Source organism: Aromatoleum evansii, assembly GCF_045689615.1.
GTDB classification, from domain to species: Bacteria; Pseudomonadota; Gammaproteobacteria; order Burkholderiales; family Rhodocyclaceae; genus Aromatoleum; species Aromatoleum evansii.
On record NZ_CP141259.1, the window covers coordinates 3,816,548 to 3,840,198 of the forward strand.

General features: G+C 65.9%; 26 protein-coding genes and 1 pseudogene. 10 read left to right on the plus strand and 17 right to left on the minus strand.

Features of this window, described 5'->3' with window-relative positions; translation table 11 throughout:
• Positions 1-3: 3 nt before the first annotated feature.
• The 8 genes from padH to fdhD form a co-directional block, all read right to left on the minus strand.
• A complete protein-coding gene (gene padH / locus U5817_RS17850; RefSeq protein WP_407278286.1) occupies positions 4-1,272 on the minus strand; it encodes an NADH-dependent phenylglyoxylate dehydrogenase subunit epsilon in 1,269 nt (422 codons plus the stop codon).
• A 130-nt stretch (positions 1,273-1,402) separates the two neighbouring features.
• Entirely contained in the window at positions 1,403-2,656 is a 1,254-nt protein-coding gene (padG, locus tag U5817_RS17855; protein WP_169131980.1) for an NADH-dependent phenylglyoxylate dehydrogenase subunit alpha, read from the minus strand.
• Positions 2,653-2,952 (minus strand): NADH-dependent phenylglyoxylate dehydrogenase subunit delta, encoded by a 300-nt coding sequence (gene padF / locus U5817_RS17860; RefSeq protein WP_407278287.1) that lies wholly within the window; start codon positions 2,950-2,952, stop codon positions 2,653-2,655. Before padF ends, padG begins: the two co-directional genes overlap by 4 nt.
• Complete coding sequence (padE, locus tag U5817_RS17865; RefSeq protein ID WP_407278288.1) at positions 2,949-3,521, minus strand: NADH-dependent phenylglyoxylate dehydrogenase subunit gamma; 573 nt, start codon at positions 3,519-3,521, stop codon at positions 2,949-2,951. The genes padF and padE overlap by 4 nt, the downstream gene beginning before the upstream one ends.
• 211 nt (positions 3,522-3,732) lie before the next feature.
• Positions 3,733-4,641 carry a DmsC/YnfH family molybdoenzyme membrane anchor subunit gene (locus U5817_RS17870; protein WP_407278289.1) on the minus strand — a complete coding sequence of 303 codons (909 nt, stop codon included), beginning with the start codon at positions 4,639-4,641 and terminating at the stop codon, positions 3,733-3,735.
• Between the two features lie 6 nt (positions 4,642-4,647).
• On the minus strand, positions 4,648-5,295 hold the full coding sequence (locus tag U5817_RS17875; protein ID WP_407278290.1) for a 4Fe-4S dicluster domain-containing protein: 648 nt from the start codon (positions 5,293-5,295) through the stop codon (positions 4,648-4,650).
• On the minus strand, positions 5,292-8,051 hold the full coding sequence (locus U5817_RS17880) for a molybdopterin-dependent oxidoreductase (RefSeq protein WP_407278291.1): 2,760 nt from the start codon (positions 8,049-8,051) through the stop codon (positions 5,292-5,294). The genes U5817_RS17875 and U5817_RS17880 overlap by 4 nt, the downstream gene beginning before the upstream one ends.
• Positions 8,052-8,070: 19 nt before the next feature.
• Positions 8,071-8,868: a formate dehydrogenase accessory sulfurtransferase FdhD gene (gene fdhD / locus U5817_RS17885; RefSeq protein ID WP_407278292.1), complete on the minus strand. Its 798-nt coding sequence runs from the start codon at positions 8,866-8,868 to the stop codon at positions 8,071-8,073.
• Between the two features lie 300 nt (positions 8,869-9,168).
• Between fdhD and paaX the strand changes: the two genes are divergently transcribed.
• Positions 9,169-10,125, plus strand: a complete 957-nt coding sequence (gene paaX, locus U5817_RS17890) for a phenylacetic acid degradation operon negative regulatory protein PaaX (RefSeq protein ID WP_169131973.1) — start codon at positions 9,169-9,171, stop codon at positions 10,123-10,125.
• 138 nt (positions 10,126-10,263) lie between these two features.
• Here paaX and U5817_RS17895 read toward each other — a convergent pair whose 3' ends face one another.
• The 3 genes from U5817_RS17895 to U5817_RS17905 all read right to left on the minus strand — a co-directional run bounded on the left by U5817_RS17895 (position 10,264) and on the right by U5817_RS17905 (position 13,117).
• Entirely contained in the window at positions 10,264-10,458 is a 195-nt protein-coding gene (locus U5817_RS17895; RefSeq protein WP_407281097.1) for a YfhL family 4Fe-4S dicluster ferredoxin, read from the minus strand.
• 89 nt (positions 10,459-10,547) lie between these two features.
• Positions 10,548-11,387 carry a 2-oxoacid:ferredoxin oxidoreductase subunit beta gene (locus tag U5817_RS17900; RefSeq protein ID WP_169131972.1) on the minus strand — a complete coding sequence of 280 codons (840 nt, stop codon included), beginning with the start codon at positions 11,385-11,387 and terminating at the stop codon, positions 10,548-10,550.
• Between the two features lie 2 nt (positions 11,388-11,389).
• Positions 11,390-13,117, minus strand: coding sequence for a 2-oxoacid:acceptor oxidoreductase subunit alpha (locus tag U5817_RS17905; protein ID WP_407278293.1), 1,728 nt, complete (start codon positions 13,115-13,117; stop codon positions 11,390-11,392).
• 217 nt (positions 13,118-13,334) lie between these two features.
• On the opposite strand from U5817_RS17905, the gene U5817_RS17910 reads away from it, so the two are divergent.
• The 8 genes from U5817_RS17910 to U5817_RS17945 all read left to right on the plus strand — a co-directional run bounded on the left by U5817_RS17910 (position 13,335) and on the right by U5817_RS17945 (position 16,881).
• Complete coding sequence (locus tag U5817_RS17910; RefSeq protein ID WP_407278294.1) at positions 13,335-13,751, plus strand: MarR family winged helix-turn-helix transcriptional regulator; 417 nt, start codon at positions 13,335-13,337, stop codon at positions 13,749-13,751.
• An 11-nt stretch (positions 13,752-13,762) separates the two neighbouring features.
• Entirely contained in the window at positions 13,763-14,023 is a 261-nt protein-coding gene (locus U5817_RS17915) for a DUF4160 domain-containing protein (protein WP_169131969.1), read from the plus strand.
• Between the two features lie 5 nt (positions 14,024-14,028).
• Positions 14,029-14,298 carry a DUF2442 domain-containing protein gene (locus U5817_RS17920; protein ID WP_211167284.1) on the plus strand — a complete coding sequence of 90 codons (270 nt, stop codon included), beginning with the start codon at positions 14,029-14,031 and terminating at the stop codon, positions 14,296-14,298.
• The gene (locus U5817_RS17925) at positions 14,295-14,534 is read left to right on the plus strand and encodes a VF530 family protein (RefSeq protein ID WP_169131968.1); all 240 of its coding nucleotides are present in this window, start codon (positions 14,295-14,297) and stop codon (positions 14,532-14,534) included. Before U5817_RS17920 ends, U5817_RS17925 begins: the two co-directional genes overlap by 4 nt.
• Complete coding sequence (locus U5817_RS17930) at positions 14,531-14,728, plus strand: hypothetical protein (RefSeq protein WP_407278295.1); 198 nt, start codon at positions 14,531-14,533, stop codon at positions 14,726-14,728. The genes U5817_RS17925 and U5817_RS17930 overlap by 4 nt, the downstream gene beginning before the upstream one ends.
• 12 nt (positions 14,729-14,740) lie before the next feature.
• On the plus strand, positions 14,741-15,184 hold the full coding sequence (locus tag U5817_RS17935) for an OsmC family protein (protein WP_169131966.1): 444 nt from the start codon (positions 14,741-14,743) through the stop codon (positions 15,182-15,184).
• Positions 15,185-15,276: 92 nt separating this feature from the next.
• A complete protein-coding gene (locus U5817_RS17940; RefSeq protein ID WP_407278296.1) occupies positions 15,277-15,897 on the plus strand; it encodes a histidine phosphatase family protein in 621 nt (206 codons plus the stop codon).
• 21 nt (positions 15,898-15,918) lie between these two features.
• Positions 15,919-16,881: a lyase gene (locus U5817_RS17945; RefSeq protein WP_407278297.1), complete on the plus strand. Its 963-nt coding sequence runs from the start codon at positions 15,919-15,921 to the stop codon at positions 16,879-16,881.
• A 12-nt stretch (positions 16,882-16,893) separates the two neighbouring features.
• Here U5817_RS17945 and U5817_RS17950 read toward each other — a convergent pair whose 3' ends face one another.
• The 6 genes and pseudogenes from U5817_RS17950 to U5817_RS17975 all read right to left on the minus strand — a co-directional run bounded on the left by U5817_RS17950 (position 16,894) and on the right by U5817_RS17975 (position 23,028).
• A complete protein-coding gene (locus U5817_RS17950; RefSeq protein ID WP_407278298.1) occupies positions 16,894-17,823 on the minus strand; it encodes a transporter in 930 nt (309 codons plus the stop codon).
• A 28-nt stretch (positions 17,824-17,851) separates the two neighbouring features.
• Positions 17,852-19,294 (minus strand): aldehyde dehydrogenase family protein, encoded by a 1,443-nt coding sequence (locus U5817_RS17955; protein ID WP_407278299.1) that lies wholly within the window; start codon positions 19,292-19,294, stop codon positions 17,852-17,854.
• Between the two features lie 158 nt (positions 19,295-19,452).
• Positions 19,453-21,000 (minus strand): FAD-binding oxidoreductase, encoded by a 1,548-nt coding sequence (locus U5817_RS17960; RefSeq protein WP_407278300.1) that lies wholly within the window; start codon positions 20,998-21,000, stop codon positions 19,453-19,455.
• A 40-nt stretch (positions 21,001-21,040) separates the two neighbouring features.
• Entirely contained in the window at positions 21,041-21,439 is a 399-nt protein-coding gene (locus tag U5817_RS17965) for a hypothetical protein (protein ID WP_407278301.1), read from the minus strand.
• Positions 21,440-21,445: 6 nt separating this feature from the next.
• Positions 21,446-21,745 (minus strand): cytochrome c, encoded by a 300-nt coding sequence (locus U5817_RS17970; protein WP_169129758.1) that lies wholly within the window; start codon positions 21,743-21,745, stop codon positions 21,446-21,448.
• A gap of 287 nt (positions 21,746-22,032) precedes the next feature.
• Positions 22,033-23,028: pseudogene (locus U5817_RS17975) on the minus strand (integron integrase).
• An 82-nt stretch (positions 23,029-23,110) separates the two neighbouring features.
• On the opposite strand from U5817_RS17975, the gene U5817_RS17980 reads away from it, so the two are divergent.
• Complete coding sequence (locus tag U5817_RS17980) at positions 23,111-23,608, plus strand: hypothetical protein (RefSeq protein WP_407278302.1); 498 nt, start codon at positions 23,111-23,113, stop codon at positions 23,606-23,608.
• Positions 23,609-23,651 lie beyond the last annotated feature (43 nt).

The window sequence follows — 23,651 nt, forward strand, 5'->3', positions numbered from 1 at the left end:
TCCTTAGCGCCAGGTCTGCGACATGATTTCGCGGCCAACTGCGAGCGGATTCGCAACGAAGCGGCTGCGCAGCGGCGTGAGGTCGGTGCGGCGCAGGATCAGTTGCGCCATGACGCCGCCGTCGAAGAATTCATTCACGCCGAAGATGCCGGTAAGACGTCCGTCCGGCCCGAAGATCGCCTTCAGGTAGCGGCCGCTGGCCTCGTCGAAGCGCGTGACCACCTCGCCGCCTTCGGGGACCGTGCTCGACCCGACCGAGATCGCGTGGCGGCCGAAGAAGTGGTAGGTGTTGAGCGGCACGCCGCCGGCGTAGTCCTTGACGCCCGGGTCACCCGCCATCGCCATGCCGGCGACGCGGCCCTGGATCGTCGCGTCGGGCAGGATCGCGTTCATCACTTTCGTGCCGGTGAAGAAGCCGCGCGCCTGGGCGCAGTCGCCCGCGGCCCAGACGTTCTCCGCGGTGGTCTGCATGCGGTCATCGACGAGAATGCCCTGCGCGTGCTCGACGCCGCTGCCGTTGAGATAGTCCATCTCGGGCTTCACGCCGGTCGCGACGAGCAGCAGGTCGGCTTCGAGCGTCGTGCCGTTCTCCAACGTCAGCTTCGCGCCGGCGGCAGTCGGCTCCAGGCGCACGACGCGGCTGCCGGTCATGATCTTCGCGCCGGCGTCGCGGAAGGCCTGCTCGATCATGTCCGCAGCGACCTTGTCGAAGTAGCCGGAGGTGAGCTGTTCGCTCATCTCGACGATGGTGACGCTGGCGCCCGCCTTCACCAGATTCTCGGCGGCGTGCATGCCGACGAGGCCGGCGCCGAGGACGACGGCCTGCTTCGACTCGGCGATCGCGCCGCGCAACTTCAACGCGTCGTCCAAGGTGCGCAGCACGTGGTAGGAGACGGTGTCGATGCCGGGGATCGGCGGAATCGCAGGCGAGGCGCCGGTCGCGAGCAGCAGCTTTTCGTAGACCACGCTGGAGCCGTCGGCGAGCTCGGCCGTGTTGCGATCGGCGTGCAGCGCCTTCAGCGCGGCTTTCGGACGGTAGGCGACCTTGTTGCGCGCGAAGAAGTCGTCATCGCGCAGGAAGATGCGCTCGGGCGCCGACTTGCCCGACACGACGTAGGGCAGCACGGTCGGCGAGTACGGCAGGTGCGCGTCGCGCGTGACGACGGTGATCGGCCCTTCCGCATCATGCATGCGGATCGCGTTGATCGCCTCGAGCGCAGCGTGGCTGCTGCCGGCGATCAGGTATTTGGTGTGTTCGATGGCTCGGTCCATGCTGGCCTCAATCTCGGTTGGCACGGCAGGTTGCGTAGGGCGGGAGGAGCAACGCGCATCCCGCCGTGTTCTTGCCGCTGGATTGGCGGGATTCGCTGCGCTGCTCCCGCCCTACGGTTCGTGCCATGGCTTAATCCTTCTCGTTGAGCCAGACCGGCTCGGTAGGCGCGACGGCGCCATTGAGCAGCGCCTCGGTCTCGTCGATCACGCGATGCACGTGCGGGATCGTGATGTCCGCACCGGCCAGCCCGCCGATGTAGCTGATCGACGGGATGTGGCGGCCGAGGCGGTACAGCACGCCCAGCGTCTCCTGGTACATCGGCCCGCAGTTCCAGCGGAAACCCACCGAGCGGTCGATGACGCCCAGGGCCTTGACCTTGCCCAGCGCCTTCTTCAGCGCCTCCACGGGGAAGGGGCTGAAGGTCTTGATCTTGATGAGGCCGATCTTCTTGCCGGCCTCGCGCGCCTCGTCAACGGCGTCCTTTGCGGCGCCGGTCATGCTGCCCAGCGTCATGATCGCGAACTCGGCGTCGTCGAGCCGGTACTCCTCGACCAGCGGCGCGAAGCTGCGGCCTATGCGCTTGGCCCAGTCCGCATGCACCTCCTCGATTACGGAGAGCGCGTTCTGCATGCCGCGGCACTGGCCCTTGCGGTAGCGCACGAAGGTCTGTGGGCCCTTGCCGGTGGTGCCACCGGTGAGCGGATCGACCGCCATCGGGCGCAGCGGATCAAGCGCGACGTGCCAGTTAACGTTCTTCTCGCCCATGAATTCATCGACGTCGGCCTGGTCCGGCAGCTCGACGCGCGAGGCGCCATACGAGAGGTAGTTGCCGTCGAGGCACACGTTCACCGGCAGCATCACGTCGTGGTGCTCGGCGATCTTGAAGGCCATGACCGTCGTGTCGAGCACCTCCTGCACGCTCTCGCAATACACCTGGATCCAGCCCGCCTCGCGCACGGTCATCGCGTCCTGATGGCCGCCCCACACCGACTGCGGCGTGATGCCGTCGCGCGTGACGATGGTCAGCACGATGGGCAGGCGCATGCCGGAGGTGCGGAAATACGGTTCGAACATGAAGGCGAGGCCGGGGCCGCAGGTCGCGGTGTAGGTGCGCGCGCCCGCCAGCGCCCCGCCCTGCAGCACGGACAGTACCGAGTGCTCGCCTTCGGCGTCGACGATGTCGGCATCCATGCGGCCGTCGGCGATCAGCTTGGCGACGTGCTCGACGAGCGAGGATTGCGGCGTGATCGGATACACCGACACCATATCTGGCCGCGCGAGCGCGACGCCGAGCGCGGCGGCCTCGTTACCTTCGGCGAGGATCACCTTCTGCTTGCGCGGCGCTTCGGCCGCCACTGCCTTTTCCAGCGTCGCGGTGCTCATTGCACCTCCCCGATCATCGTGATCGCCCGCTGCGGGCACTCGTTGGCACAGATGCCGCAGCCCTTGCAGGTGTTGAGGTTGAAGTCGAACCAGGCGGCGTGCTCCTCGACGCACTGCACCGGGCAGTACAGCCAGCACACCGCGCATTTCACGCATTTGTCGCGATCGACCACCGGCCGCATGCTGCGCCAGTCGCCGGGCAGCATGGGGCTGACGACCGTCGCGACCGGACAGAGGTCGTCCGGGACGCCGGCCTGTTCGAGGTTGAACAGCGGATAGCTTTGGTGCCGGCTCATGCCGCGGCCCTCCTTTCGATGTGATGCACGGCCACCTCGGCATAGCCGCGCTCCAGTGCCGTCATGTTCTGCGCGAGCCCCGCGTCGCGGAACTCGGAATCTTCGAGCGCGCGCTTCAGCGATTCGAGCGACACGACGCCGGTGGTCTTCGCGAAGGCGCCGAGCATCAGCGTGTTGGTGATCGGGCGCTTGAAGATCTCGAGCGCGATCTTCACCGCGTCGAGCAGCCCGACCGTTGAGACGCAACCCGGAAGCGCGAGCTCGGAAAGTGGATGATGCGTCGCCTGCACCAGCGTGCCGCCCGCCTTCATGCCGGCGAAAATATCGACGGACTTGGTGAGCGTCGGATCGACGCACACGATGCAGTCGGGCTGGTAGATGTTGGTGAGCTGGCGTATCTCGCGCTCGCTCATGCGCAGGAAGGACACCACCGGGGCGCCGCGGCGCTCGAACCCGAAGGACGGGATCGACACCGCGTACTTGCCCTCCTCGACCATCGCCGCGGCCAGCATGCCGGACGCCATCACTGAACCCTGGCCGCCCCGGCCATGGAAGCGTACTTCGTACATCTCGTCTCCTCCTGCAGTGCAGGGACGGGGCTCGATAGCCCCTGTGTTGTAATTAATCAGTACCGCGAACCTTGTGCAGAGGCTTCACGTGGGAGCGGCTTCAGCCGCGAATTGACCGCCTTTGCGCCACCGGGCGCATTCGCGGCTGAAGCCGCTCCCACGGGGTCACGACGACCTTGTCCGCTTCAATTTCACGCGCTAGTCCCCTCGTCTAGACGCCACCCCAGCCTGGTTTCACGCCCGCACCCGAGGTGCCGCGCCCCCGCACCGGCAGATGCGGCAAGGCAAAGCCCTGCGTGAAGGCTGCCCGCCGCACGAGCGTGTATTTCACCCACCATCCGCCTGCCACCGCCGCGAGGCCGGCCAGCACCAGCGCGGCCCCGGCAAGCGGCGCGCCGAGCACGCCGACCAGCAGCAGCGCGGCCGGCAGCAGGTTGCCGTACTTCAGGAATTGCCCGTCGATCGCCGAGAGCGCACGCAGGCTGCCGATTGGGGCGCCGTCGGTGCGCAACCCGCGCAGATAATTGCGCCACAGCAAGACGCGCACGAGGAGCAGCACCAGCGCACAGACTGCCACGGCGATCTGCCCCGCAACCTGCGGAATCACGAAGGGTGCTGCCACCGCCAGCAGGCTCGCGCCTTCGGCAAATCCGGTCGCTGCAACCAGAGGGAGGCAGCGCGGATGGCGCCAGGCGGGGATACCCTTGTCCGCGGCCAGGATACGTGCCTGCGCGTACACGAAACAGGCACCGAACACGCCGGTCAGCAGTACGAAGAGCAGCTGTTCCGTCAGCAGTGCCAGCACGCCGCAGCCGAACACGAAGGGTGCGACCGCCGCCTCGCGCGTCATCCACGAGGTCGCCGCGTGGCGATACACGTTCAGTGCGCGCCACGGTTTGCCGATCTCGAACCACACGCAGGTGAGCCCCGCGCCGATCAGCGCCATGCCAGCGACGAGCAGCGCGCGCACGTCCGTGCCCCACAGGCTGGCGAAGGCCGCGAAGGCGAGCAATCCGCCTCCCGCCCCACCGGCGATGAAGTTCGATGCCGCACGCCAGTCCCAGTTGTGCTGCTGCCGCGGCGCGACGCGCTCTCCCGGCCGGATCTTCTGAGTCTTCATGCCCGCTTATCCTTTGTCCCAGATGTAATACACGCCCGGCCCGGTACCGAGTTCCTCGTGCATGCGGAAGGTCTTGTTCTCGGCGATCAGGCGGCTGACCTTGCTTTCCGGGTCGTCAAGATCGCCGAAGGCCATCGCGCCGGAGATGCAGGAATTGACGCAGGCCGGCGTGACCTCCGGGTCGCGCCCCGGCACCTGGCCGGTCTTCGCGGCGAGGTCGATGCGGTCGATGCAGAAGGTGCATTTCATCGACACCGAGATGCGCGACGGGTCGAAGCGCACCTCTTCCGACTTGATCGGCTTGTCGCCGTAGGCGAACTTCGCCTCATGCACGATGGAGCGCGCCTCGTAGGGACAAGCCATCACGCAGTTCGCACAGCCGATACAGGTGTCGTAGTCGATGGCGACCAGGCCGTCGGGCCGCTTGGTCGTCGCCTTTGTCGGGCACACTTCCTCACACGGAGGTTCGTCGCAGTGCATGCACGCGACCGGCACGAAGCTGCGGCGCACGTCCGGGAATTCGCCCGTCTCGAGATCCAGCACCCGCCGCCACTGCACACCCGGCGGCGTTGCGTTGGCGTTCTTGCAAGCGGCGGTACAGGTCTGGCAACCCACGCAGCGGCGCAGGTCGATGGTCATCGCGTAGCGGGTCATTGTGCGGTCTCCTCGCGCGCGACCTTGCGCACCGCCACCCGCACGATGTCGGAGCCGGAGCCGGTTGCATCGGTCAGTTCCATCGACATGGGTGCAATCGTGTTCAGGCTGGGCATGCCGAAGTCCTTGGCGAGCGGCGTCGCCCAGTGGTCGAACTGGCCCAGGATCACCAGCGTGTCGGGCCGCACGCCCTGCGCCAGCACGGCGTCGCCGTAGGTCGCGCCGATGTGAGAGCGCACCTCGATGCGGTCGCCGTCGCTGATGCCGAGGCTCTTCGCGGTTTTCGCGTTCATGATCACGCCGGTGTGACCGCGCACGTTCTGCGCAACCTCGCGCATCAACGCGATGCTCGCGTTGCCGCCCGTGTGGTACTGCATGCTCTTGGTCGCGAGCAGCCACAGCGGGAAGTCCTCCGGCTTGCCGCCGGCGTTCCTGATCTGCTGCGCCCAGCGGCCCGGCACATCGTGCCATTCGGGCAGCGCGGCGTATTCGGAAAGCTGTTCGTCCCACCAGTGCATCTCGTGCTCGTGCAGGCGATTGCCTAGCTCGCGGCCGATGCGCAGCAGACGCTCCTGGTAAGGCATCTCGTAACGCAGCCCCTGCTGTGCCAGCGTCGGGCTGAGGTACCACTCGACCTTGGACATCGGCACCGTGTAGAAGCCGTGCTCCTTGAACCACTCCAGGTCATGCACCTCGCGCCCTTCGGAGAGGCTCGCGCTCGACGCGCGGCATACGGCGTCCCAGATCTCCTCGACACCGTGCTCCTTGCCCACATCGAGGCTGTAGTCGTAGCCATCCGCCTTCAGCGGCGCGCCGCCCCCGGCACCGCGGTTCAACGCGTTGTTGTACTGTTCCAGCAGCCCCGTGCGCTTCGCCAGTTGCGTGCTGATCCACGTGAAGTCGCGCGTGTCGCCCTGCGGTTCGACCGCCGGCTGGCGCAGCACCACGCCGCGATGCTCCCAGAACTGCTCGACAAACTTCGTGCCGCCGACCTTGATCATCTGCAGCGATTCGAGGTCGGTTGCCTCGGGCAGCAGCAGATCCGCCATCCAGTTCGTCTCGTCCAGCGTGTAGGCGAAGGACACCGTGAAGGGGAACTTCGCGATCTCCTCGACCAGCGTGCGCGTGTCCCAGAACGAGATCGCCGGATTGGTGCGGTAGATGAACCACACGTCGGGCAGCGTCGGCATGGGCATGTTCCAGTCTTCCGGCACCTCCCGCTGGAACATCCACGCCAGCTGCGTCGGCCCCAGCGCCTGGCTCCACGCGGTGTTGCCGACGATCGGCACCAGCGTGCGATGGATGTTGCGCCCGGTGGGCTTCGCGACCCAGTGCTCCTTGTCCGTCGGGTTGAAGTACTGCGCCATGAAGCCATCTTCGCCTGCCTTCACGCTCAGCAGACGGTTGTCGTGCGGGCGATTCAGCCGTACCGTCGTGCCCAGCGTGCCACCCGGGTTCTCCAGCGCCCCGACCAGCGTCGCGAGCAGCGTGCGCGCCCAGCAGCACTCAAAGGCGCCCCAGCCGTTGTTCACCGACTTGCCCAGCGTCACCGCGACCGGGCGCAGCGGCAGCGTCTGGCCGTCGATCTCGATGGTCTCGCCGATCGAAGCGTTTTCCAGGTATTCCTGCGCGATGCGGCGGATCGTCGCGGCGGGCACGTCGCAGATCGACTCCGCCCACTCCGGCGTGTATTTCTCCATGTGCTCGACGAGCTTGGTGTAGGCCGTCACGCCCTCGGCGACGTCGAACTGCTGGCGCGCATCGTCTGCGTCGATGCTGATCGCGCCTTCGACATGGAAACGTCCGGCCACGGCGGGCACCGTCCCTTCCGTGTCGAACGGCACCGCACGGCCGCTGCGTTCGTCCCACAGCAGGGGCTTGCCGCTGTCGGCGTCGCGCAAGTACAGGCCGTCCGGCCCGACAAGATACGGCGACGAGCTGCGGTCACGCAGGAAGGCCACGTCGAGCTTGTCCAGCCCCTGCTCGCACACCAGCACGTGGATCAGCGCGAACATGAAGGCCGGGTCGGTCTTCGGGCGGATCGGCACCCATTCGGCCGAACAGGCACCCGTCACCGACAGGTGCGGCTCTACCTGCACGCGCTTGTAGCCGCGCACGCGGGCGTCGGCATGGCGCGTCACCGCACAGGGTCCGCCCGAGGCTTCGACGTTGGACCCGATCGAAATCACGTAGCGCGCGAGCGGCGTATCGGCCGCGACGGTGAAACCGCGGTGCCAGAATTCGCCGTACAGGTGCTCGGAATGCACGCACTTGACGCCCTGACCCGAGCCGAAGCTGTAGTCGATCGGACCCCACGCGGCGAGGAAGGCCGGCAGCGAACCCATGTACATGCCGGGCGTGCCACCATGCCCGAAGGTCGCGGCGACGCGCGGCAGGCCGGAATCATCGACCAGCCCCTTCGCACGCACCGACGTCAGCTTGGCGCTGACCAGGTCCAGTGCTTCGTCCCACGAGATCGGCACGAAGCCCGGATCCTCGTTGCGCCCCTTCTTCGGGTTGGTGCGCTTCATCGGCTGCAGCACGCGATGCGGGTTGTAGGTCTTCTGCACCAGGCCGTAAGCCTTCACGCAAACGCGGCCGCGCGCCGGGTGGATGTCTTCGGCGGCGAAGTTCGGCTCGATTTCGGTCGCGACGCCGTCGACGACCTTCACGTTCATGAAGTCCGGTCCTGCCACGCAGTTGTAGCAGTAGCTCGGGACCTTTCGCACCGACTGCGGATTGGTGGTTGTGGGCATGTCTCCCCCGTTTGCTTTTTTAGTGAACCCGCTCGGGATGCGAGTAGATGCTGTGGCGCTCGCCGCGCGCAAAACCGATCAGCGTGAGGCCCGCAGCCTGTGCGACGCGCACCGCCATGCCGGTGGGAGCGGAGACCGCCGCCACCACCGCAATGCCGACCGCCGCGGACTTCTGCACGATCTCGTAGCTCGCGCGACTGGTCATGAAGAGGAAACCGTCGGCGAAGGAGCGGCGTTCGCCGGCAATGGCGCCGATGAGCTTGTCGAGCGCGTTGTGCCGGCCGACGTCTTCGCGCACCAGCTCGACCCGACCGTCGAAACCACACCACGCGGCGGCATGCACGGCGCCAGTGAGCTCGAAGAGCTGCTGGCGCGACTGCAGCTCGCCTTGGGCGCGCTGCAGGGCGCCCACATCGAGCATGCCGGTCGCCCCGACCTTCGCGATCGGCCGACAGGCGAGCTGATCGAGGCTCTCGACGCCGCAGATGCCGCAGCCGGTGCGCCCCGTCATCGCGCGGCGGCGGGCGCGCAGCTGGGCGAAGCGCTCGCCCGCCAGCTGCATCTGCACTTCCGTGCCATGCGCGTGCTCGAGGACCTCGATGTCGAGGATCTCGCGGGCGTCGCCGGCGATGCCCTCGCTCAGGCTGAACCCGAGCGCGAAGTCCTCGAGGTCCTGCGGCGTGGCCATCATCACGGCATGCGAAAAACCGTTGTAAACCAGCGCGACCGGCACTTCCTCGGCCACCGAATCCTCGGCGCGAACCGCTGCGCCGTCGCTCCAGCGATCCACGCCGTAAATCCCGTGAGCATCTGCCATCGAAATCGCACCGTGCCGCATCGTCCACCTCGCTAACCGGATCTGAGTCGCCTGCCGATACCGACGCCACGGCCCCTACGACTTGCGTTCACGATACAAACTGAACGTCACGCGGTCAATCTTTTTGTATCGCTTTTTTCCTCATTGTTTGACTTACATCAATAACGGACAACACCCCCGGCGCGCTTCACTTCACCCGTCGCATCGTGCTCGTATCCAGCGCTTGCGACATGGCGTTAGAATCGTCCCACCCCATCCCCTCAGCGGCCCGCGGACGTACGAAATAACAGTGAAAAATCAATGAAAAGCCGTTTTCTCGAACAGTGGATCAACGACTACCTGGCCGAGCGCCGGGTGCGCGCGAACTCCCTGATCATCACCGTCTACGGCGACTTCATCGCGCCGCACGGCGGCACCGTCTGGCTCGGCAGCTTCATCCGGCTGGTCGAGCCCCTAGGCCTGAACGAGCGAATGGTGCGCACCAGCGTGTATCGCCTGTCGCAGGACAACTGGCTGGAATCGGAACAGATCGGGCGCAAGAGCTACTACAGCCTCACGGCCTCGGGCCGCCGGCGCTTCGAGCACGCCTACCGCCGCATCTACGACACCCCGCAGGACACCTGGAACGGCGAATGGCAGCTGGTCGTGCTGCCGTCCACGCTGGGCTCGCCCGAGCGCGACACCCTGCGCAAGGAGCTGTCGTGGGCGGGTTACGGCAACGTCGCACCGGGCGTCATGGGCCACCCATCGCCCGACACCGAAACGCTGCAGGAAATCCTTCAGGACACCGGCACGCAGGACAAGGTCGTGCCCATGCAGGCGTCGACGATCGGCGCCCTGTCGACCAAGCCGCTGCAGGATCTTGCACGCGAATGCTGGAATCTCGACGCCATCGAGGCGACCTACAGCGAATTCTCGGAGCGCATGCGCCCCGTCCTCCGCTCCCTGCGCAGCACGCGCGCACTCGACCCCGAGCAGTGCTTCCTGATCCAGACATTGACCATGCACGAGTTCCGCCGCGCGCTGCTGCACGATCCGCAACTCCCCGTGCAACTGATGCCGCGCGACTGGAGCGGGACTGCGGCACGCGCACTGTCACGCGCCATCTACCAGATCACCTGGCGGCATGCACAGCAGCACCTGATGGCGGTGTGCGAAACACCGAGCGGCGCACTGCCGGCCGCGGCGCCCTACTACTACAAACGCTTCGGCGGACTCGAAACGGAGCCCACGGAAACGGAAACGGCGGAAAATTGATCTTCGCCCAAGGGTAACGGGAATGTTCTCGTAGGGCGGAAGTAGCCAGAGGCGTATCCCGCCGTTCGCGGGTGGAGCATGGCGGTACGGCCGCGCGGCGGGATACGCTGCGCTACTCCCGCCCTACGTTCACGGTGATTACGCCGCCAGCGGCACGATCGCTTCGACCGGACAGACCTCCTTGCACTGCGGCGTATCGTAGTGCCCTTCGCACTCGGTACACTTGCCAGCGTCAATGACGAAGTATTCGCCGCCGGCCGAGATCGCCTCGTTCGGGCATTCCGGAATGCACACGTCACAGGTAATGCAGTCGTCGATGATTTGCAGCGCCATTTTCTTGATCTCCTCGTTGTTCTGGAAATGATTGTCTCTGCTGGGGTTGGGGGTGCGCTCGATAGGCCCGCACCCCGCGCTGATCGCCGTCACAGCGCGAAATCGGCTTCCAGTTCCGCCACCGCCACTGCGCCCTTCGGCTCCGGCTGCCAGGCCGGGCGGTTGCCCTTGTACAGCACCTTGCCGACGTTGAAGCCGTCGTCGGTCATCAGGCGCCGGGCGGCGCGTGCGGCGTCGTCGGTCACATCCACCACCGCGGTGCGCACCATGTGCTTCCACTCCTGCTGTTCGGGACGGAAGGTCACGCACGGGCTCAAGACCTGCACCAGCGAGAAGCCCGGGTGGCGGATCGCCTGGGTGATGATGTCGGCGACGTTGTTGGGGTCCGAGCTCGAGCAACGCGCAACGAAGTTCGCCCCCGCGGCCAGTGCCACCACCAGCGGATGGAAGGACTCGATGCCCGCGCCGTCCGGGGTGAGCTTGCTGCCCTCCCAGTCCGGCTCGGTGGTCGGCGAGGCCTGACCCTTGGTCATGCCGTAGACCTGGTTGTCCATGACGATGTAGGTGAGGTCGACGTTCCTGCGACAGGCGTGCAGGAAGTGATTGCCGCCGATCGAGAAGCCGTCGCCGTCGCCGCCCGTCACCAGCACCGTGAGGTCGGGGCGTGCGATCTTGAGGCCGGTGGCGACCGGCAGCGCGCGGCCATGCACGCCGTGGAAGCCATACACGCTGGTGTAGGCCGGGATGCGCGAGGAGCAGCCGATGCCCGACACCACCGCGACGTTCTCCGGCGCGAGCTGCATCGAGGCGAGCGCCCGGGTGATCGCGGCGAGCACCGAGTAGTCGCCGCAGCCCGGGCACCAGATCGGCTTCACTTCCGACTTGTAGTCCTTGGCGGTGTATTCCCGCTGTTTGACGCAGGCGTCCATGCTCAGCTCCACTGGGTGATGTGTTCGACGATGGCGCCGGGGCGAAACGGCAGCGGTCCGGGATGGTGCAGCGTGCGCACCTGGCGCGGCAGGTCGTACTGGGCGCGCAGGTAGCGGTGGAACTGGCCGCTGTGCGATTGCTCGACGACGAGCACGCGCTCGACGCCTTCGAGCGCGGCGGCGAATTTCTCCGGCTGCACCGGCGAGATCAGGCGCACGGCGACGAGTTTCACCCGGTGACCGGCGGCGCGCAGGCGGGCGAGCGCCTCGCGCGCGGGGCCAGCGCTCGAGCCCCAGGTGAGGATCGCGGTGTCGGCATCCTCATCGCCGGTGATGTCGGCCCAGTGGTCGCCGTAGTTGTAGCCGGTGAGTTTTCTCAGGCGCTTATCGAGCTGGGCCTGGTGATCGGACGCTTGCGACGAGGGGGTACCGGTCTCGTTGTGTTCGAGGCCATCGGCCGTGTACATGAAGCCCGCCATGCCGGGAATGGCCATGGGCGAGACGCCCGAGGCGGTGTTGGCGTAGCGCTTGTACTGCACGCCTTCGGCCAGCGCCGCGGGCCTCTCACGCTGGCCGATGAAGCTCACTGCGGCCGCGCGCGGCATAACTGCCCGCGCCTGCCCCATCGCCTGGTCGGTGAGGACGATGGCGGCGGTCTGCAGGCTTTCGGCGAGATGCACGGCCCACTGGGTCGTGAACAGGCAGTCGGCGACCGAGGTCGGGGCGAGCACGAGGTGCGGGGCATCCCCGTGCAGGCCATACACGGCAATGTTGAGGTCGGCCTGTTCGGACTTCGTCGCGATACCGGTCGAGGGGCCGACGCGCATCACGTCGATGACGACGATCGGAACTTCGGCCGCCACGGCGAGGCCTAGCGATTCGGTCATCAGCGCGAGGCCGGGGCCGGAGGTAGCTGTGAGCGAGGGCACGCCGCCGTAGGAGCCGCCGATGATCTGGTTGATGGAGGCGAGTTCGTCTTCGGCCTGCACGAGCACGCCGCCGACCTTGGGCAGCGCGGGAGCGAGCCATTCGAGGACTTCGGTCGCCGGGGTGATCGGGTAGGCGGCGACGAAGCGCACGCCGCCGCGCAGCGCGCCCATGCCGGTCGCTTCGTTGCCGGTGATGCTCCAGCGCTCGCTGGTGTCCGCCTTGCCCGCGGGCAGGCGCGGCACGGCGGGGAAATCGGCCGCCGCTTCGACGCCGGCGCGGAAGGCAGCGAGGCTCGCGGCAATCGCCTCCTCGCCCTTGCGTTTCAAGGTGTCGCGCAGCACGCCGACGACGACATCCTCGGTGAGGCCGATCAAGGCGGCGATCGCGCCGAAGGCGACCATGTTGGGGCGTCCGTCGGGGATCTTCTTCGCCAGCGCCTTCATCGGCAGCGCGATCTGCTGCGCGCCGCTGCGGGTAAACACTTCAGGAGTCTCGCCTTCGCCGGGGTCGCCGATGATCAGGCTATGCGGCCCCAACGGGATCTCGGCGGCGAAGCGGCCGACGTTCTGCCAGTCGACGCCCACCAGGAGGTGGAAGCAGTCGTCATGCGAGGCGATGGGCTCCGTGCCCAGCCGCAGCATCACCGCCGCCTCACCGCCGCGGATCTGCGGGCCCGACGAGCGCGTCATGTACGCGTACCAGCCGGCGCGCGCCGCTGCCTCCAGCAGCAGGCTGCCCGCGGTCACCACCCCCGCCCCGCCGCTGCCTGCCATCACCAGGGAAACCGTCTGCCCGCTCATTCGACCCTCCGTCTGCGACGACTGGAACCGGCGCGTGAAGCACGCGCCCCGATGAGCAAACTCTACCGATCGCATTGCTCCATGTCAAATTGTTTGTGTTCCACTATTTTTATCAACGTTTGGACGGCATACTTGGGAGACCCAACGTTTTGTTTTTCCCCATATTCATTCCATGACACAAAAAAAATCGACGGAAAGGAAAGGCCTCGACTTCGGCATGCTCCCCAGCCTGGCTGGCTACCAGCTGCGCTTGGCGCAGATCGCGATCTTCCGTGACTTTGCCGAAGGGCTCGGCGAATTCGACGTCACCCCCGGCCTGTTCGGCATTCTCGTGATCATCGAGGCCAACGCGGGGCTCAAGCAGACCGAGCTCGCCCGCGCCGCCCACCTCGACCGTTCGACCGTCGTCTCCGTCATCGACAACCTCGAGCGCCGCAACCTGGTCGAGCGCCGTCCGGCCGAAAACGACCGCCGCTCGAACTCCCTCGTGCTCACCGCCGATGGCGTCGCCCTGCTCAAGAAGCTCAAGCGCCGCGTGCAGGAACACGAAAAGCGGCTCGTCGAGCACCTCAACGAGGACGAACGCACGACCCTGGTCACGCTGCTGCAGAAGATCTTTCCCGAGCACCGCTGAGGCGTCCGGGCATGCCCGAAATTTCCCGCTTTCTCGGCATCATCGTGGCGATGTTCTACAACGACCACGCGCCACCGCACTTTCATGCGCGGTACGGCGAACATAAAGTCGAGATCGCCATCGAAACCCTTGCGGTGTTGGCCGGATCATTCCCGCCGCGGGCACTCGGCCTCCTGATCGAATGGGCCGCAGCACATCGCGCCGATTTGATGGAAGATTGGGAACTTGCAAGGGTTCATGCCGAACTCAAGCGTATTGCCCCATTGGAGTGAACGCCATGGTGATGCACGACGTAACGGCCGTGAAGGTCCTCACCCCACCATGCCTCGAACTCAGGTTCGATGACGGCAGTATCGGTGTCGTCGACATCGCAAGCATCATCGGCACATTCGACGGAGTATTTGCGCCGCTGAGCGACGCCAGCTACTTCCGCACGGTGCGTGTCGCTCCGGAACTCGGCACGATCGTCTGGCCAAATGGCGCAGACCTGTGCCCCGACGTGCTCTACGACTGCGTCATCCGGAACGCAGCCACGACCCCATCGTGACAGCCCCACAACCCGGAAACCCGCTCCACGGCGTCACGCTCGAAGCCATGCTGACCCGCCTGGTGGAGCACTATGGCTGGGCGTCGCTCGGCGAGCACATCGCCATCCGTTGCTTCACGCACGAGCCCAGCATCCCTTCCAGCCTGAAATTCCTGCGGCGCACCCCCTGGGCGCGCGAAAAGGTGGAGTCGCTGTACCTCTACATGCTGCGCGCGCAGGCAAGGAATACGAAATGACCTACGAAGAACATCTGGATGAAGTCACGACGCTGATCACCGAGAAGTACAACATCGAAGACCAGGCCGCCATCGACATGGTGATGCGCGCCCAGGCGGACGATTTCTTCACGCTGCACGACGACGATCCGTCGATCTGCACGCTCGACCGCGCCCACGCCGACGCGCGGGCCGTCTACAAGAAGTACCGTTGAGGAGAGCCCCCGATGTCCATGCACACTGCCACGATCGAATGGTCCCGCGCCCCGCACGAAGCCGACCCGAAGACCTTCACCCGCAACCACGTCGCCACCATGGCCGGCGGCCAACAGGTGAAGATGTCCTCGTCGCCGGACTTCCTCGGCGATCCGCACTGTGCCGACCCCGAGCAAATGGTCATCAGCGCCCTCGCCAGCTGCCACATGCTGTTCTTCCTCGCGCTCGCGGACGTGAAAGGTTTCCCGGTGGCCCACTACAGCGACAATCCGGTCGGCGAACTCGGCAAGACGGACAAGGGCATGGCGCTCACACGCATCGTCCTGTCGCCGCGCGTCGGCTTCGTCGACAAGCAACCCGACGCCGACACGCTCGCCGCGATCCACGCCAGCGCCCACAAGCGCTGCTTCATCGCCAATTCGCTGACCGCCAAGGTCGAGCTCGACCTCGGCTGATCAAGGCCCGCTCACCCCGGCGCGCGCCCCGTGCGCCGGGCAAGGTTCGCGATCTGTGCTATAGCGGAACATCGACCGGCCCGGAGTCGAAAATGTCCTCGCTGCGCTGCCTTGCCGCGGCCCTTGTCCTCTTGCTGCAGGCCCTGCCATCCACGGCGCACGCGGCCGATGCGGCGCTGATCGAAGCGCTGCGCACGGGCGGCTACGTACTCTACTTCCGGCACGCCCAGACGGACTGGACGCAATCGGACCGATCGAAGGATGCGGGCTGGGCAAGCTGCGCGCCAGCGCGAATGCGCCAGCTTTCGGAGGCCGGCCGTGAAACGGCCCGCCAGGTCGGGGACGCACTGCGGCGACTGAAGATCCCGGTCGGACAAGTCCTCGCGAGCGAATTCTGCCGCACCCAGGAGACGGCACGATTGCTCGGCCTTGGCGACGTCGCCGTAACCCGCGCATTGATCAACGAGTCCCATGCCGACCATGCCGGCGGAACCGCCGCGCTGCGCGACGCCGCGAAACGGCTGATGGCCACTCCGCCGCCGAAGGGAACGAACACCGTGCTGGTCGCGCATGGAAACGTATTCATGCTGGTCTCCGACCGACGCCCGGTGGAGGCCGGTGCGGCTGTGCTACGTCCGGACGGTCGCGGCGGATTCGAGGTCGTCGCACATGTGGGGCCGGAGGAGTGGATCCGGCTCGCACAGGAACAATGAGCGGCGGAAGGAGGACGGGCGATGCGCGGGATCAACTGGATCGGAGCCCTGCTCTTCGTCGCGACGTCCGTCGCAGGGGCAGGCGAAGTACGTGTCGAGCGCTTTGCAGTTCCCGCGGGCGCACACCCGCACGACATCGCGCCGGCATCGGAACCCGGTGGACCGGTGTGGTACACCGCGCAGCGGCAGGGCGCGCTCGGCGTCCTCGACCCCGCCACCGGGAAGACGCGCCACATCCCGCTCGGCCGCGGCTCCGCGCCGCACGGCGTGATCGTCGGCCCGGACGGCGCGCCATGGATCACCGACAGCGGGCTCAATGCGATCGTCCGTGTCGATCCCAGGTCCTTCGAAGTCACGCGCTACCCCCTGCCCGAAGGCGGCTACGCCAACCTAAACACCGCCGCCTTCGACGGCAGGGGCATCCTGTGGTTCACCGGCCAGTCGGGCATCTACGGTCGGCTCGATACCAGGACCGGCGCGGTGCAGGTGTTCGACGCCCCGCGCGGCCGCGGCCCCTACGGCATCACGGCCACACCGGGCGGCGAGATCTACTACGCCTCGCTCGCCGGCAGCCACATCGCGCGCATCGACACGCAGACCGGCAAGGCCGAAGTCATCGAGCCGCCGACGCCGAACCAGGGCGCACGGCGCGTGTGGTCGGACAGCAAGGGCTGGATCTGGGTCAGCGAATGGAACTCGGGGCAACTCTCGCGCTTCGACCCCAAGACCCGGGAATGGCGCGCGTGGCGGGTACCCGGCGACGGCCCCAAGCCCTACGCCGTCTACGTCGACGCGCGCGACCACGTGTGGGTCAGCGACTTCGGCGCAAACGCGATGCACCGCTTCGACCCGGCGAGCGAGCGCTTCGAGACCTTCCCCTCCCTCGACTCGAACGCCGCAATCCGCCAGATCCTCGGGCGGCGCGGCGAGGTGTGGGCGCCGGAATCCGGTACCGACCACCTCACCGTCTATCGCACGGAATGAACGCCACAGGCCTCAGAACGGCAGCACTAGCTTGAACCACGCCTTGTCGCCGCGAAAACGGTTCTCGGCTTCCGTTTCGTGGTGCCACTGCGCGATGAACATCGTGCCGTTCTTGTTCGTGTAGCTCACGCTCGGCCCGATCGCGAACACCTCGCCCTTGCGCCCCTTCGACCACACCCCCGGGACCTCCGGCAGAGTCTCGCCCTCCAGCTTGTCGTTCTCGGTCTGCTTCAGGTAATAACCCGAAAGACCCACCGCCCACGGCCCGAAGTGCTTGCCGAGGACGTAATCCATATGGAAATCGTCGCCCGACTCGTAATCCATCTTGGGCATGCCGGGCGCGAGGCGGAAGTCCTTGTTCTTGCGCTTGATGTTGTACATGAACTTGCCGGACACCTCCCAGCCGTCGTCCGACAGCCAGGTCGCCGCGAAGATCGGCTCCAGGCTCCAGTAGTTCGTGCCGATGCTCTTCCTCGGATCGCCCGACTTGTAGGCCCCGGTCGGCATGTTGAGGTCAAGCGCCACCGTCCAGTGCAGGTTCTTGGTGTGCCACGCGATGATGATCGGGTTGAAGGTGATGTCGCCCAGCCCCGTCACCGTCTTGCTGTCCCCGCCCAGCTTCACCTTCTGTTGCACGACCGGCACGATGAGATGCATCCCCCAGTCGCCGCCGAGGATCTTCGTGTCAGTCATCTTGATGAAGCGCAGCGCGTCGAACCACGCGTCCACCTCGGCCCCCGGCACCTTGTCGCCGCTCCCGTCGCGCAGCTTGCCGCTGTAGTGGCCGAAATAGTTGAGGAAGTAGTTGCCCGGCGGCGGCACCGCCCCCGCCAGCCAGCTTTCGGCGCCGTTGGGATATTGGTCGCCGCCCTCCTTCGCGACGGCATTGCCGGCGGCGAGGACTGCGAGTGCGACTGCTGCGGTGATGTATCTGAATTTCATCGTGTCTCCTCCCTGATTCTTATGCCGGTCAGAACGGGAAAGCCCGCTTGCCCATCTGCACGGTGATCCACTTCAGCTCTGTCATCTCGTCCATCGAGTGATGCCCGCCCTCGCGCCCCATGCCACTGTCCTTGATACCGCCGAACGGCACATGCGGTTCGTCCATGATCGAGGCGTCGTTGATATGCACCATCCCCGCCTCCAGTCGCAGCGACAGGTCGAAGGCCTTCTGCAGGTCGTTGGTGATGAGGCCCGACGACAGCCCGTAGCAGGAATCGTTGGCGAGCCGCAGCGCCTCCTCGCTGTCCGCGGCGCGGATCACCGACACCGCCGGGCCGAAGCTCTCCTCGCGGAACACCACCATGTCCGGCGTCACGCCGGCGAGGATGGTCGGCTGGTAGAACGCGCCATCGCTCTTGCCGCCCGACAGCAGCTTCGCCCCCTTCGCCACCGCGTCCGCCACATGCCGGTCCAGCACCGCGCACTGCTTGCGGTCGATCAGCGGCCCGATCACCGTATGCGGATCGCGCGGATCGCCGACCTTGAAGCCGCGGATCTTGGTCGCGAGCTTGTCGCAGAAGGCATCGAAGATCGGCGCCTCGACGATCAGGCGGGAATTCGCCATGCACACCTGCCCCTGGTGCAGGAAGATCCCGAACGCCGCCGCATTCACCGCGTAGTCGACGTCCGCATCCTTCAGCACGATCAGCGGGCTCTTGCCGCCCAGCTCCAGCGTGATGCGCTTGAAGTGCTTGCCGGCCTCCGCCGACAGCTCGCGCCCGACTTCGGTCGAGCCCGTGAAGGTGATCATGCGCACGCGCGGATCGGCGACGAACTTGTTGCCCAGCACCGAGCCCTGCACCGGCACCACGTTCAGCACGCCCTTCGGCAGCCCCGCCGCCTCGAAGATCTCTGCAATCTTCAGACCCGTCACCGGCGTGTACGTCGCCGGCTTCAGGATGAAGGTGTTGCCCGCCGCCAGCGCCAGCGCCACCTTCTTCGTCGCGAGCAGGAAGGGAAAGTTGAACGGCGCGATGCCGGCGATCACCCCCAGCGGACGGCGCACGCTCATCGAGAACACGCCGGGGCTGTCCGACGGCATCGTCTCACCGGTGATGCGGCGGCACTCGCCCGCGGCGCTGCGCAGCAGATTCACGACGAAGCTCGCCTCGAACATCGCCTTGCCGAAGGTCGAACCAGCCTCGTCGATCAGCACCTCGGCCACTTCCGGGATGCGCTTCTGCAGCTCGTCGGCCGCACGCAGCAGGACCGCCTCACGCTCGTTCGCCAGGGTGTTGCCCCAGCCCTCGCGCGCCCGATACGCCGCCGCAATCGCCCGCTCCAGGTCCGCGGCCGAGGCCTGATGCACCCGGCCCCACACCTCGCCGGTCGCCGGGTTGATGTCGTCCAGGATCGTCTCGGTCGACGACGGCACCCACTCACCGTCGATGAACAGCTTGTATTCCTTCATGTATTCACTCCCGATTTAATGCCTGCATTTCGTGGGAGCGGCTTCAGCCGCGAATCGGCGTCGTTCCATGCTGCGCGGCCCGTTCGCGGCTGAAGCCGCTCCCACAGGGAAGCTCCCGCAGCGCCGATCCGACTGTGCCGCTCTCACAAGACCGTCGCTTACAGGCTGATGCCGCACCGTCCCGGCGCGATGATGTTGTTGGGGTCCAGCGCCTTCTTCAGGCGCTTCTCGACGTCGCGCTTCACCGGCCCGTAGGTCGCCGCGACCTTCTCGGCGAAAGCCGTGTTCGCGCGGTACATGCCGTATCCCTCCTTCGCGAAGGTATGCAGCAACTCGTCGTAGCACGCGTACGCCTTCTCCATCTCCTCCGGCTTCGAGCGGTCGTACAGCAGGTCGATGACGTGGTGCATGTCGCGCCAGCCGACGATGAACTCGCCGACGTAGTCGAAGCCGTACTTGCCGAGGATGGTCTTCGCCATCTGCATCTGCTTGAGCGTCTCCGCGCCCTTCGCCTGCGACACCGGCGCAAACCAGATCGAGCCGCCGCCCCCGCGCCAGTTGTACAGGCCGAATTCGCCGAGGTTGGGCTTGCCCTTCATCAGGTCGAAGCGGTACTCCAGCGCCTTGCTGCCCTTCGACTGCTCCTGCGTGATGATCTTGCCGCCCGTGCCCGCGGCGACGGCCTCGATGATCTTCCAGTTCGCGTCGTTGGTTTCCTTGGTGCCGTACAGGCCCGCATACACGTTCCACGCGCCGATGTTGTGGTCGGCCTGGATCTTCTTCACCGCCTCGTCGCTGATCGCGCCCGGCCCCGTGTGGTAGTCAGCGCGCTTCACCGGCGTGCACGGCGCCTCCCACAGCGTGTGCGCGATCACCACCGCGTTCGGGATCACCATCGCAATGCGCAGCGGACGCAGCGCCTCGACGATCTTGGTGATGTCGGTCTCGTTCGGGTACTGGATGCAGAAGGGGCGGAAATCCGGCGGCGCCGGCATCAGCCACATGCCCATCTTGGTCACGACGCCGAAATTCGACTGCGTGAAGATGCCGTCCAGCGTCGGCCCGTAGCCCCACTTGAACACCTGCCAGGTGTTCGAGTTCTCCATCGCGCCCATGCCGGTGCGCAGCACCTTCCCGTCCGCCAGCACCACCTCCATCCCGCACGAGAACAGGAAGTGCTCGCCGTACGGCGTGTAGCCGACACCGCGGTCCACCATGTTGCCCACCGGCCCCGCGATCGCCGACGGCGCCGGGCACGAGAACCACAGCGGCAGCTTGTGCTCCTGCAGGTAGTCGTAGAGCTGCTGATAGGTCACGCCCGGCTCGACCAGCGCCGTGCACAGCTCGGGATCGACCTCGATGATGCGGTTCATGCGCCGCAGGTCCATCACGATCTGCCCGCGCTGCACCGGCGCCGCCGAACCGTAACCCAGGTTCTTCCCGGTCGACACCGGATAAACCGGAATGCGGTACTTGTTGGCGACCTTCATGATGCGCTGGATCTGCTCGACGCCGTCCGGCATCACCGACGCCGACAGCTCGTGCTGCTCGTCCGGAACCGGCATCATGATCTTGCGGTACGGCGCGAGCTTGTCCTCATCGACCACCACATGCTCGTCGCCCACGATGGCCCTGATCTCGCGCACCGCCTTGTCGAAATCCGCCGCACTCACGCCTTTCGGTAGCGCCTTGCTCTTCGAAACCATTCGATTGTCTCCGTTGTACTTGTGCCTGCCGCGCGTCGCGTCAGGTGTTGATCGCGAAGGAAACGAGGCTCGCCGCCCCGATGCGCTGATGCGTATCCATCACGAGGCCCGCACCGCGCGCCGCCGCGATCTGCTGGAAGATCAGCGCCGAAGCGTCGTCCATCACCCCGATCACGCGCCCCTGCCCAGCGCGGTCGAGCAAGGCCGTCACGCCCGGGAAACTGCCCAGCTCGCACACGCTCGCCACGACCGCCCGCACACCCAGCTCCGCCGCCAACCCACGCGCCATCGCCAGAGCCTCGGGCGACTCCGCCTGGGCCACCACCATCACCGCCGACTCCATGGTGCCCACCTCGCCCAGCTTCGCCGTGGCAGCCAGCGGCACCGCTCCCAGCGCGCCGCCCCCCAACACCCCTTTCAGGAAAATCCGTCTATCCATGACGCATCACTCCTGCGCAAGCGCCGCACTACCGCTGACCCGCCGCGCCACGTCCGCAAGCGTCGCCTCGTCGATCTCGCTCGGCCGGAACGCCGGCATCGCCCGGTTGCCCATGCGCACCACCCGCTGTATGTACTCCACCGGCAAAGCGCGCCCCTTCAACACCGGCCCCACGTTCGCCTCGTGGCAATAGCGGCACACCTTGTCGTACACCTCGCCACCGTCCCGCCACGCCGCCTGCGCCCCGCCCGCGGCCACTAGCGCCGCCACGCTTCCCAGGCAAACGGCCAATCTCCTTGCGTACATCTTCGTCTCCTCCTGATTGTTGGCCTTCCAACTTGTTCGGACGAGACAACGCAAGAGCAATGCCCGTTTTGCACGGATGCGCTCTTCTGCTTTATTTACAGATACTTGGGATTAATGCGCGGCCGACCACGCGGCACCAGGAAGACGGTGACCGTGTCTGAAATACAGACACTCCTGCACCGCGGCAGCACCGCCTCGCTACCGTGACACGGGCCGCCGCCGGACCGGGGTGCTCGATTCGCAAATTCAGACAGTGTCCAGATTTGCGACAGGCGCGTCCGACCGGATCAGCCCACCACGTCGAGCGGACTCCGCACGCCGCGCCCGCCCCGGTTCAGGACGTGCGTGTAGATCATCGTCGTCGACACATCCGAGTGCCCGAGCAGCTCCTGCACCGTGCGGATGTCGTAGCCCGCCTCCAGCACATGCGTTGCAAACGAATGCCGCAAGGTGTGCGGGCTCACCGGCTTGACGATCCCGGCCCGCACCGCAGCCGTCTTCACCGCGCGCTGCGCCCGCTTCTCACCGACATGATGCCGCCGCACCGCCCCTGAACGCGGATCCACCGACAGTCCAGCCGCGGGAAACACCTACTGCCAACCCAAGGACTTCCCGGCGGCTGGATACTTCGTCGCCAACGCATGCGGCAGCCACACCTCCCCTCGCCCCGCCTGCAATTCGGCCGCATGCAGCGCACGCACCACTGACAGTTGCGCGCGCAACCGCTCGGCCAGGCTCCCCGGCAACATCGTCACGCGATCCTTGTCGCCCTTCCCCTCGCGCACCACGATCTCGCCGCGCGCGAAGTCGAGATCCTTCACCCGCAGCCGCAATCCCTCCAGCAGGCGCATCCCGGTTCCATACAGGAGCGCGACAATCAGGTTCACCAGTGGATCGTCGACCGCCGCAATCAGCCGCTGCACTTCCTCGCGCGACATCACCGACGGCAAGCGCGCGGGCCGCTTCGCCCGCGTCACCTCATCGAGCCACGGCAAGGGCTGCTCGAGCACCTCCCGGTAAAGGAACAGGATCGCCGACAAAGCCTGCCCCTGCGTCGCCGCACTCACGTCGCGCTCGACAGCGAGAGACGTCAAGAATGCCTCAACCTCCCGCTTTCCCATGTCCGTCGGATGGCGCCGACCCTGATGAATGATGTATCTTTTGATCCAACCAACATACGCCTGCTCGGTACGTAGGCTGTAGTGCTTGAGCCGCAGCCGATCCCGAACAAGATCGAGCAAGCACGGCGCACTCGAACCGACAGAAGGAAGGTCTTGATCCATGTTATCGGACAGCATGCTGCATGGATATACACATCATACCTGCTAGACCAATGACTTGCCAGCCGTGGCCGGTTTATCCGCCATGTCCAATAACACTTTTACGCCGACACTTGGTGTCGACCATACGTTAGCCAAAATGAGAATACTACTTGCCATTGTCGCCTATGCGACCTCATCCGTCGGGATCTTCTCCTCTTTGGGAGCAACAGGACTCTCCCTTGTAATGATCGCCAGACCCTCAATGTTTGATTCTCCTCAAAGTTATTTATTCTTTCTAGCCGGCTTCGTCGTACTTTATGCCTGGATAGCTCATCTCGTGATGTGCATCAACTGGATCGCAAACAAGCGATTAGAGACCTATTGGCCAGCGTCGGGATCTGTTGCTGCCCTTCTTAGCATTCTGTATTTTGCGAACGTCCTGTCGTCCACCGGCGGGGCATCTCTGACAATCGGCAAACTTTTTCTCGCGCTAATAGCCCCCATAATCTGGACTTTCCCAGCATTTCTCTTGGCCATTCATCTCGTAAGGTTTCACTTGTCCTCAGGTGACGAACAGGGGAAAACCGTTGCTAACCATTAGCTGCAGCGGACCGTCAAAAGCTATGCTTTTGCCGCCCGCTGAG

Excerpts from the sequence above, each read along its gene's own strand:
- U5817_RS17880 (WP_407278291.1), bottom strand. The coding sequence starts at position 8,051 with ATGCCCACAACCACCAATCCGCAGTCGGTGCGAAAGGTCCCGAGCTAC.
- U5817_RS17980 (WP_407278302.1), top strand. The coding sequence starts at position 23,111 with ATGTCCAATAACACTTTTACGCCGACACTTGGTGTCGACCATACGTTA.
- U5817_RS17900 (WP_169131972.1), bottom strand. The coding sequence starts at position 11,387 with ATGGACGCCTGCGTCAAACAGCGGGAATACACCGCCAAGGACTACAAG.
- U5817_RS17970 (WP_169129758.1), bottom strand. The coding sequence starts at position 21,745 with ATGTACGCAAGGAGATTGGCCGTTTGCCTGGGAAGCGTGGCGGCGCTA.
- fdhD (WP_407278292.1), bottom strand. The coding sequence starts at position 8,868 with ATGGCAGATGCTCACGGGATTTACGGCGTGGATCGCTGGAGCGACGGC.
- padF (WP_407278287.1), bottom strand. The coding sequence starts at position 2,952 with ATGAGCCGGCACCAAAGCTATCCGCTGTTCAACCTCGAACAGGCCGGC.
- U5817_RS17895 (WP_407281097.1), bottom strand. The coding sequence starts at position 10,458 with ATGGCGCTGCAAATCATCGACGACTGCATTACCTGTGACGTGTGCATT.
- U5817_RS17965 (WP_407278301.1), bottom strand. The coding sequence starts at position 21,439 with ATGGATAGACGGATTTTCCTGAAAGGGGTGTTGGGGGGCGGCGCGCTG.
- U5817_RS17875 (WP_407278290.1), bottom strand. The coding sequence starts at position 5,295 with ATGACCCGCTACGCGATGACCATCGACCTGCGCCGCTGCGTGGGTTGC.
- U5817_RS17915 (WP_169131969.1), top strand. The coding sequence starts at position 13,763 with ATGCCCGAAATTTCCCGCTTTCTCGGCATCATCGTGGCGATGTTCTAC.
- padH (WP_407278286.1), bottom strand. The coding sequence starts at position 1,272 with ATGGACCGAGCCATCGAACACACCAAATACCTGATCGCCGGCAGCAGC.
- U5817_RS17945 (WP_407278297.1), top strand. The coding sequence starts at position 15,919 with ATGCGCGGGATCAACTGGATCGGAGCCCTGCTCTTCGTCGCGACGTCC.
- U5817_RS17955 (WP_407278299.1), bottom strand. The coding sequence starts at position 19,294 with ATGAAGGAATACAAGCTGTTCATCGACGGTGAGTGGGTGCCGTCGTCG.
- U5817_RS17940 (WP_407278296.1), top strand. The coding sequence starts at position 15,277 with ATGTCCTCGCTGCGCTGCCTTGCCGCGGCCCTTGTCCTCTTGCTGCAG.
- U5817_RS17905 (WP_407278293.1), bottom strand. The coding sequence starts at position 13,117 with ATGAGCGGGCAGACGGTTTCCCTGGTGATGGCAGGCAGCGGCGGGGCG.
- padE (WP_407278288.1), bottom strand. The coding sequence starts at position 3,521 with ATGTACGAAGTACGCTTCCATGGCCGGGGCGGCCAGGGTTCAGTGATG.
- U5817_RS17910 (WP_407278294.1), top strand. The coding sequence starts at position 13,335 with ATGCTCCCCAGCCTGGCTGGCTACCAGCTGCGCTTGGCGCAGATCGCG.
- U5817_RS17950 (WP_407278298.1), bottom strand. The coding sequence starts at position 17,823 with ATGAAATTCAGATACATCACCGCAGCAGTCGCACTCGCAGTCCTCGCC.
- U5817_RS17870 (WP_407278289.1), bottom strand. The coding sequence starts at position 4,641 with ATGAAGACTCAGAAGATCCGGCCGGGAGAGCGCGTCGCGCCGCGGCAG.
- padG (WP_169131980.1), bottom strand. The coding sequence starts at position 2,656 with ATGAGCACCGCGACGCTGGAAAAGGCAGTGGCGGCCGAAGCGCCGCGC.
- paaX (WP_169131973.1), top strand. The coding sequence starts at position 9,169 with ATGAAAAGCCGTTTTCTCGAACAGTGGATCAACGACTACCTGGCCGAG.
- U5817_RS17920 (WP_211167284.1), top strand. The coding sequence starts at position 14,029 with ATGGTGATGCACGACGTAACGGCCGTGAAGGTCCTCACCCCACCATGC.
- U5817_RS17960 (WP_407278300.1), bottom strand. The coding sequence starts at position 21,000 with ATGGTTTCGAAGAGCAAGGCGCTACCGAAAGGCGTGAGTGCGGCGGAT.
- U5817_RS17935 (WP_169131966.1), top strand. The coding sequence starts at position 14,741 with ATGTCCATGCACACTGCCACGATCGAATGGTCCCGCGCCCCGCACGAA.
- U5817_RS17930 (WP_407278295.1), top strand. The coding sequence starts at position 14,531 with ATGACCTACGAAGAACATCTGGATGAAGTCACGACGCTGATCACCGAG.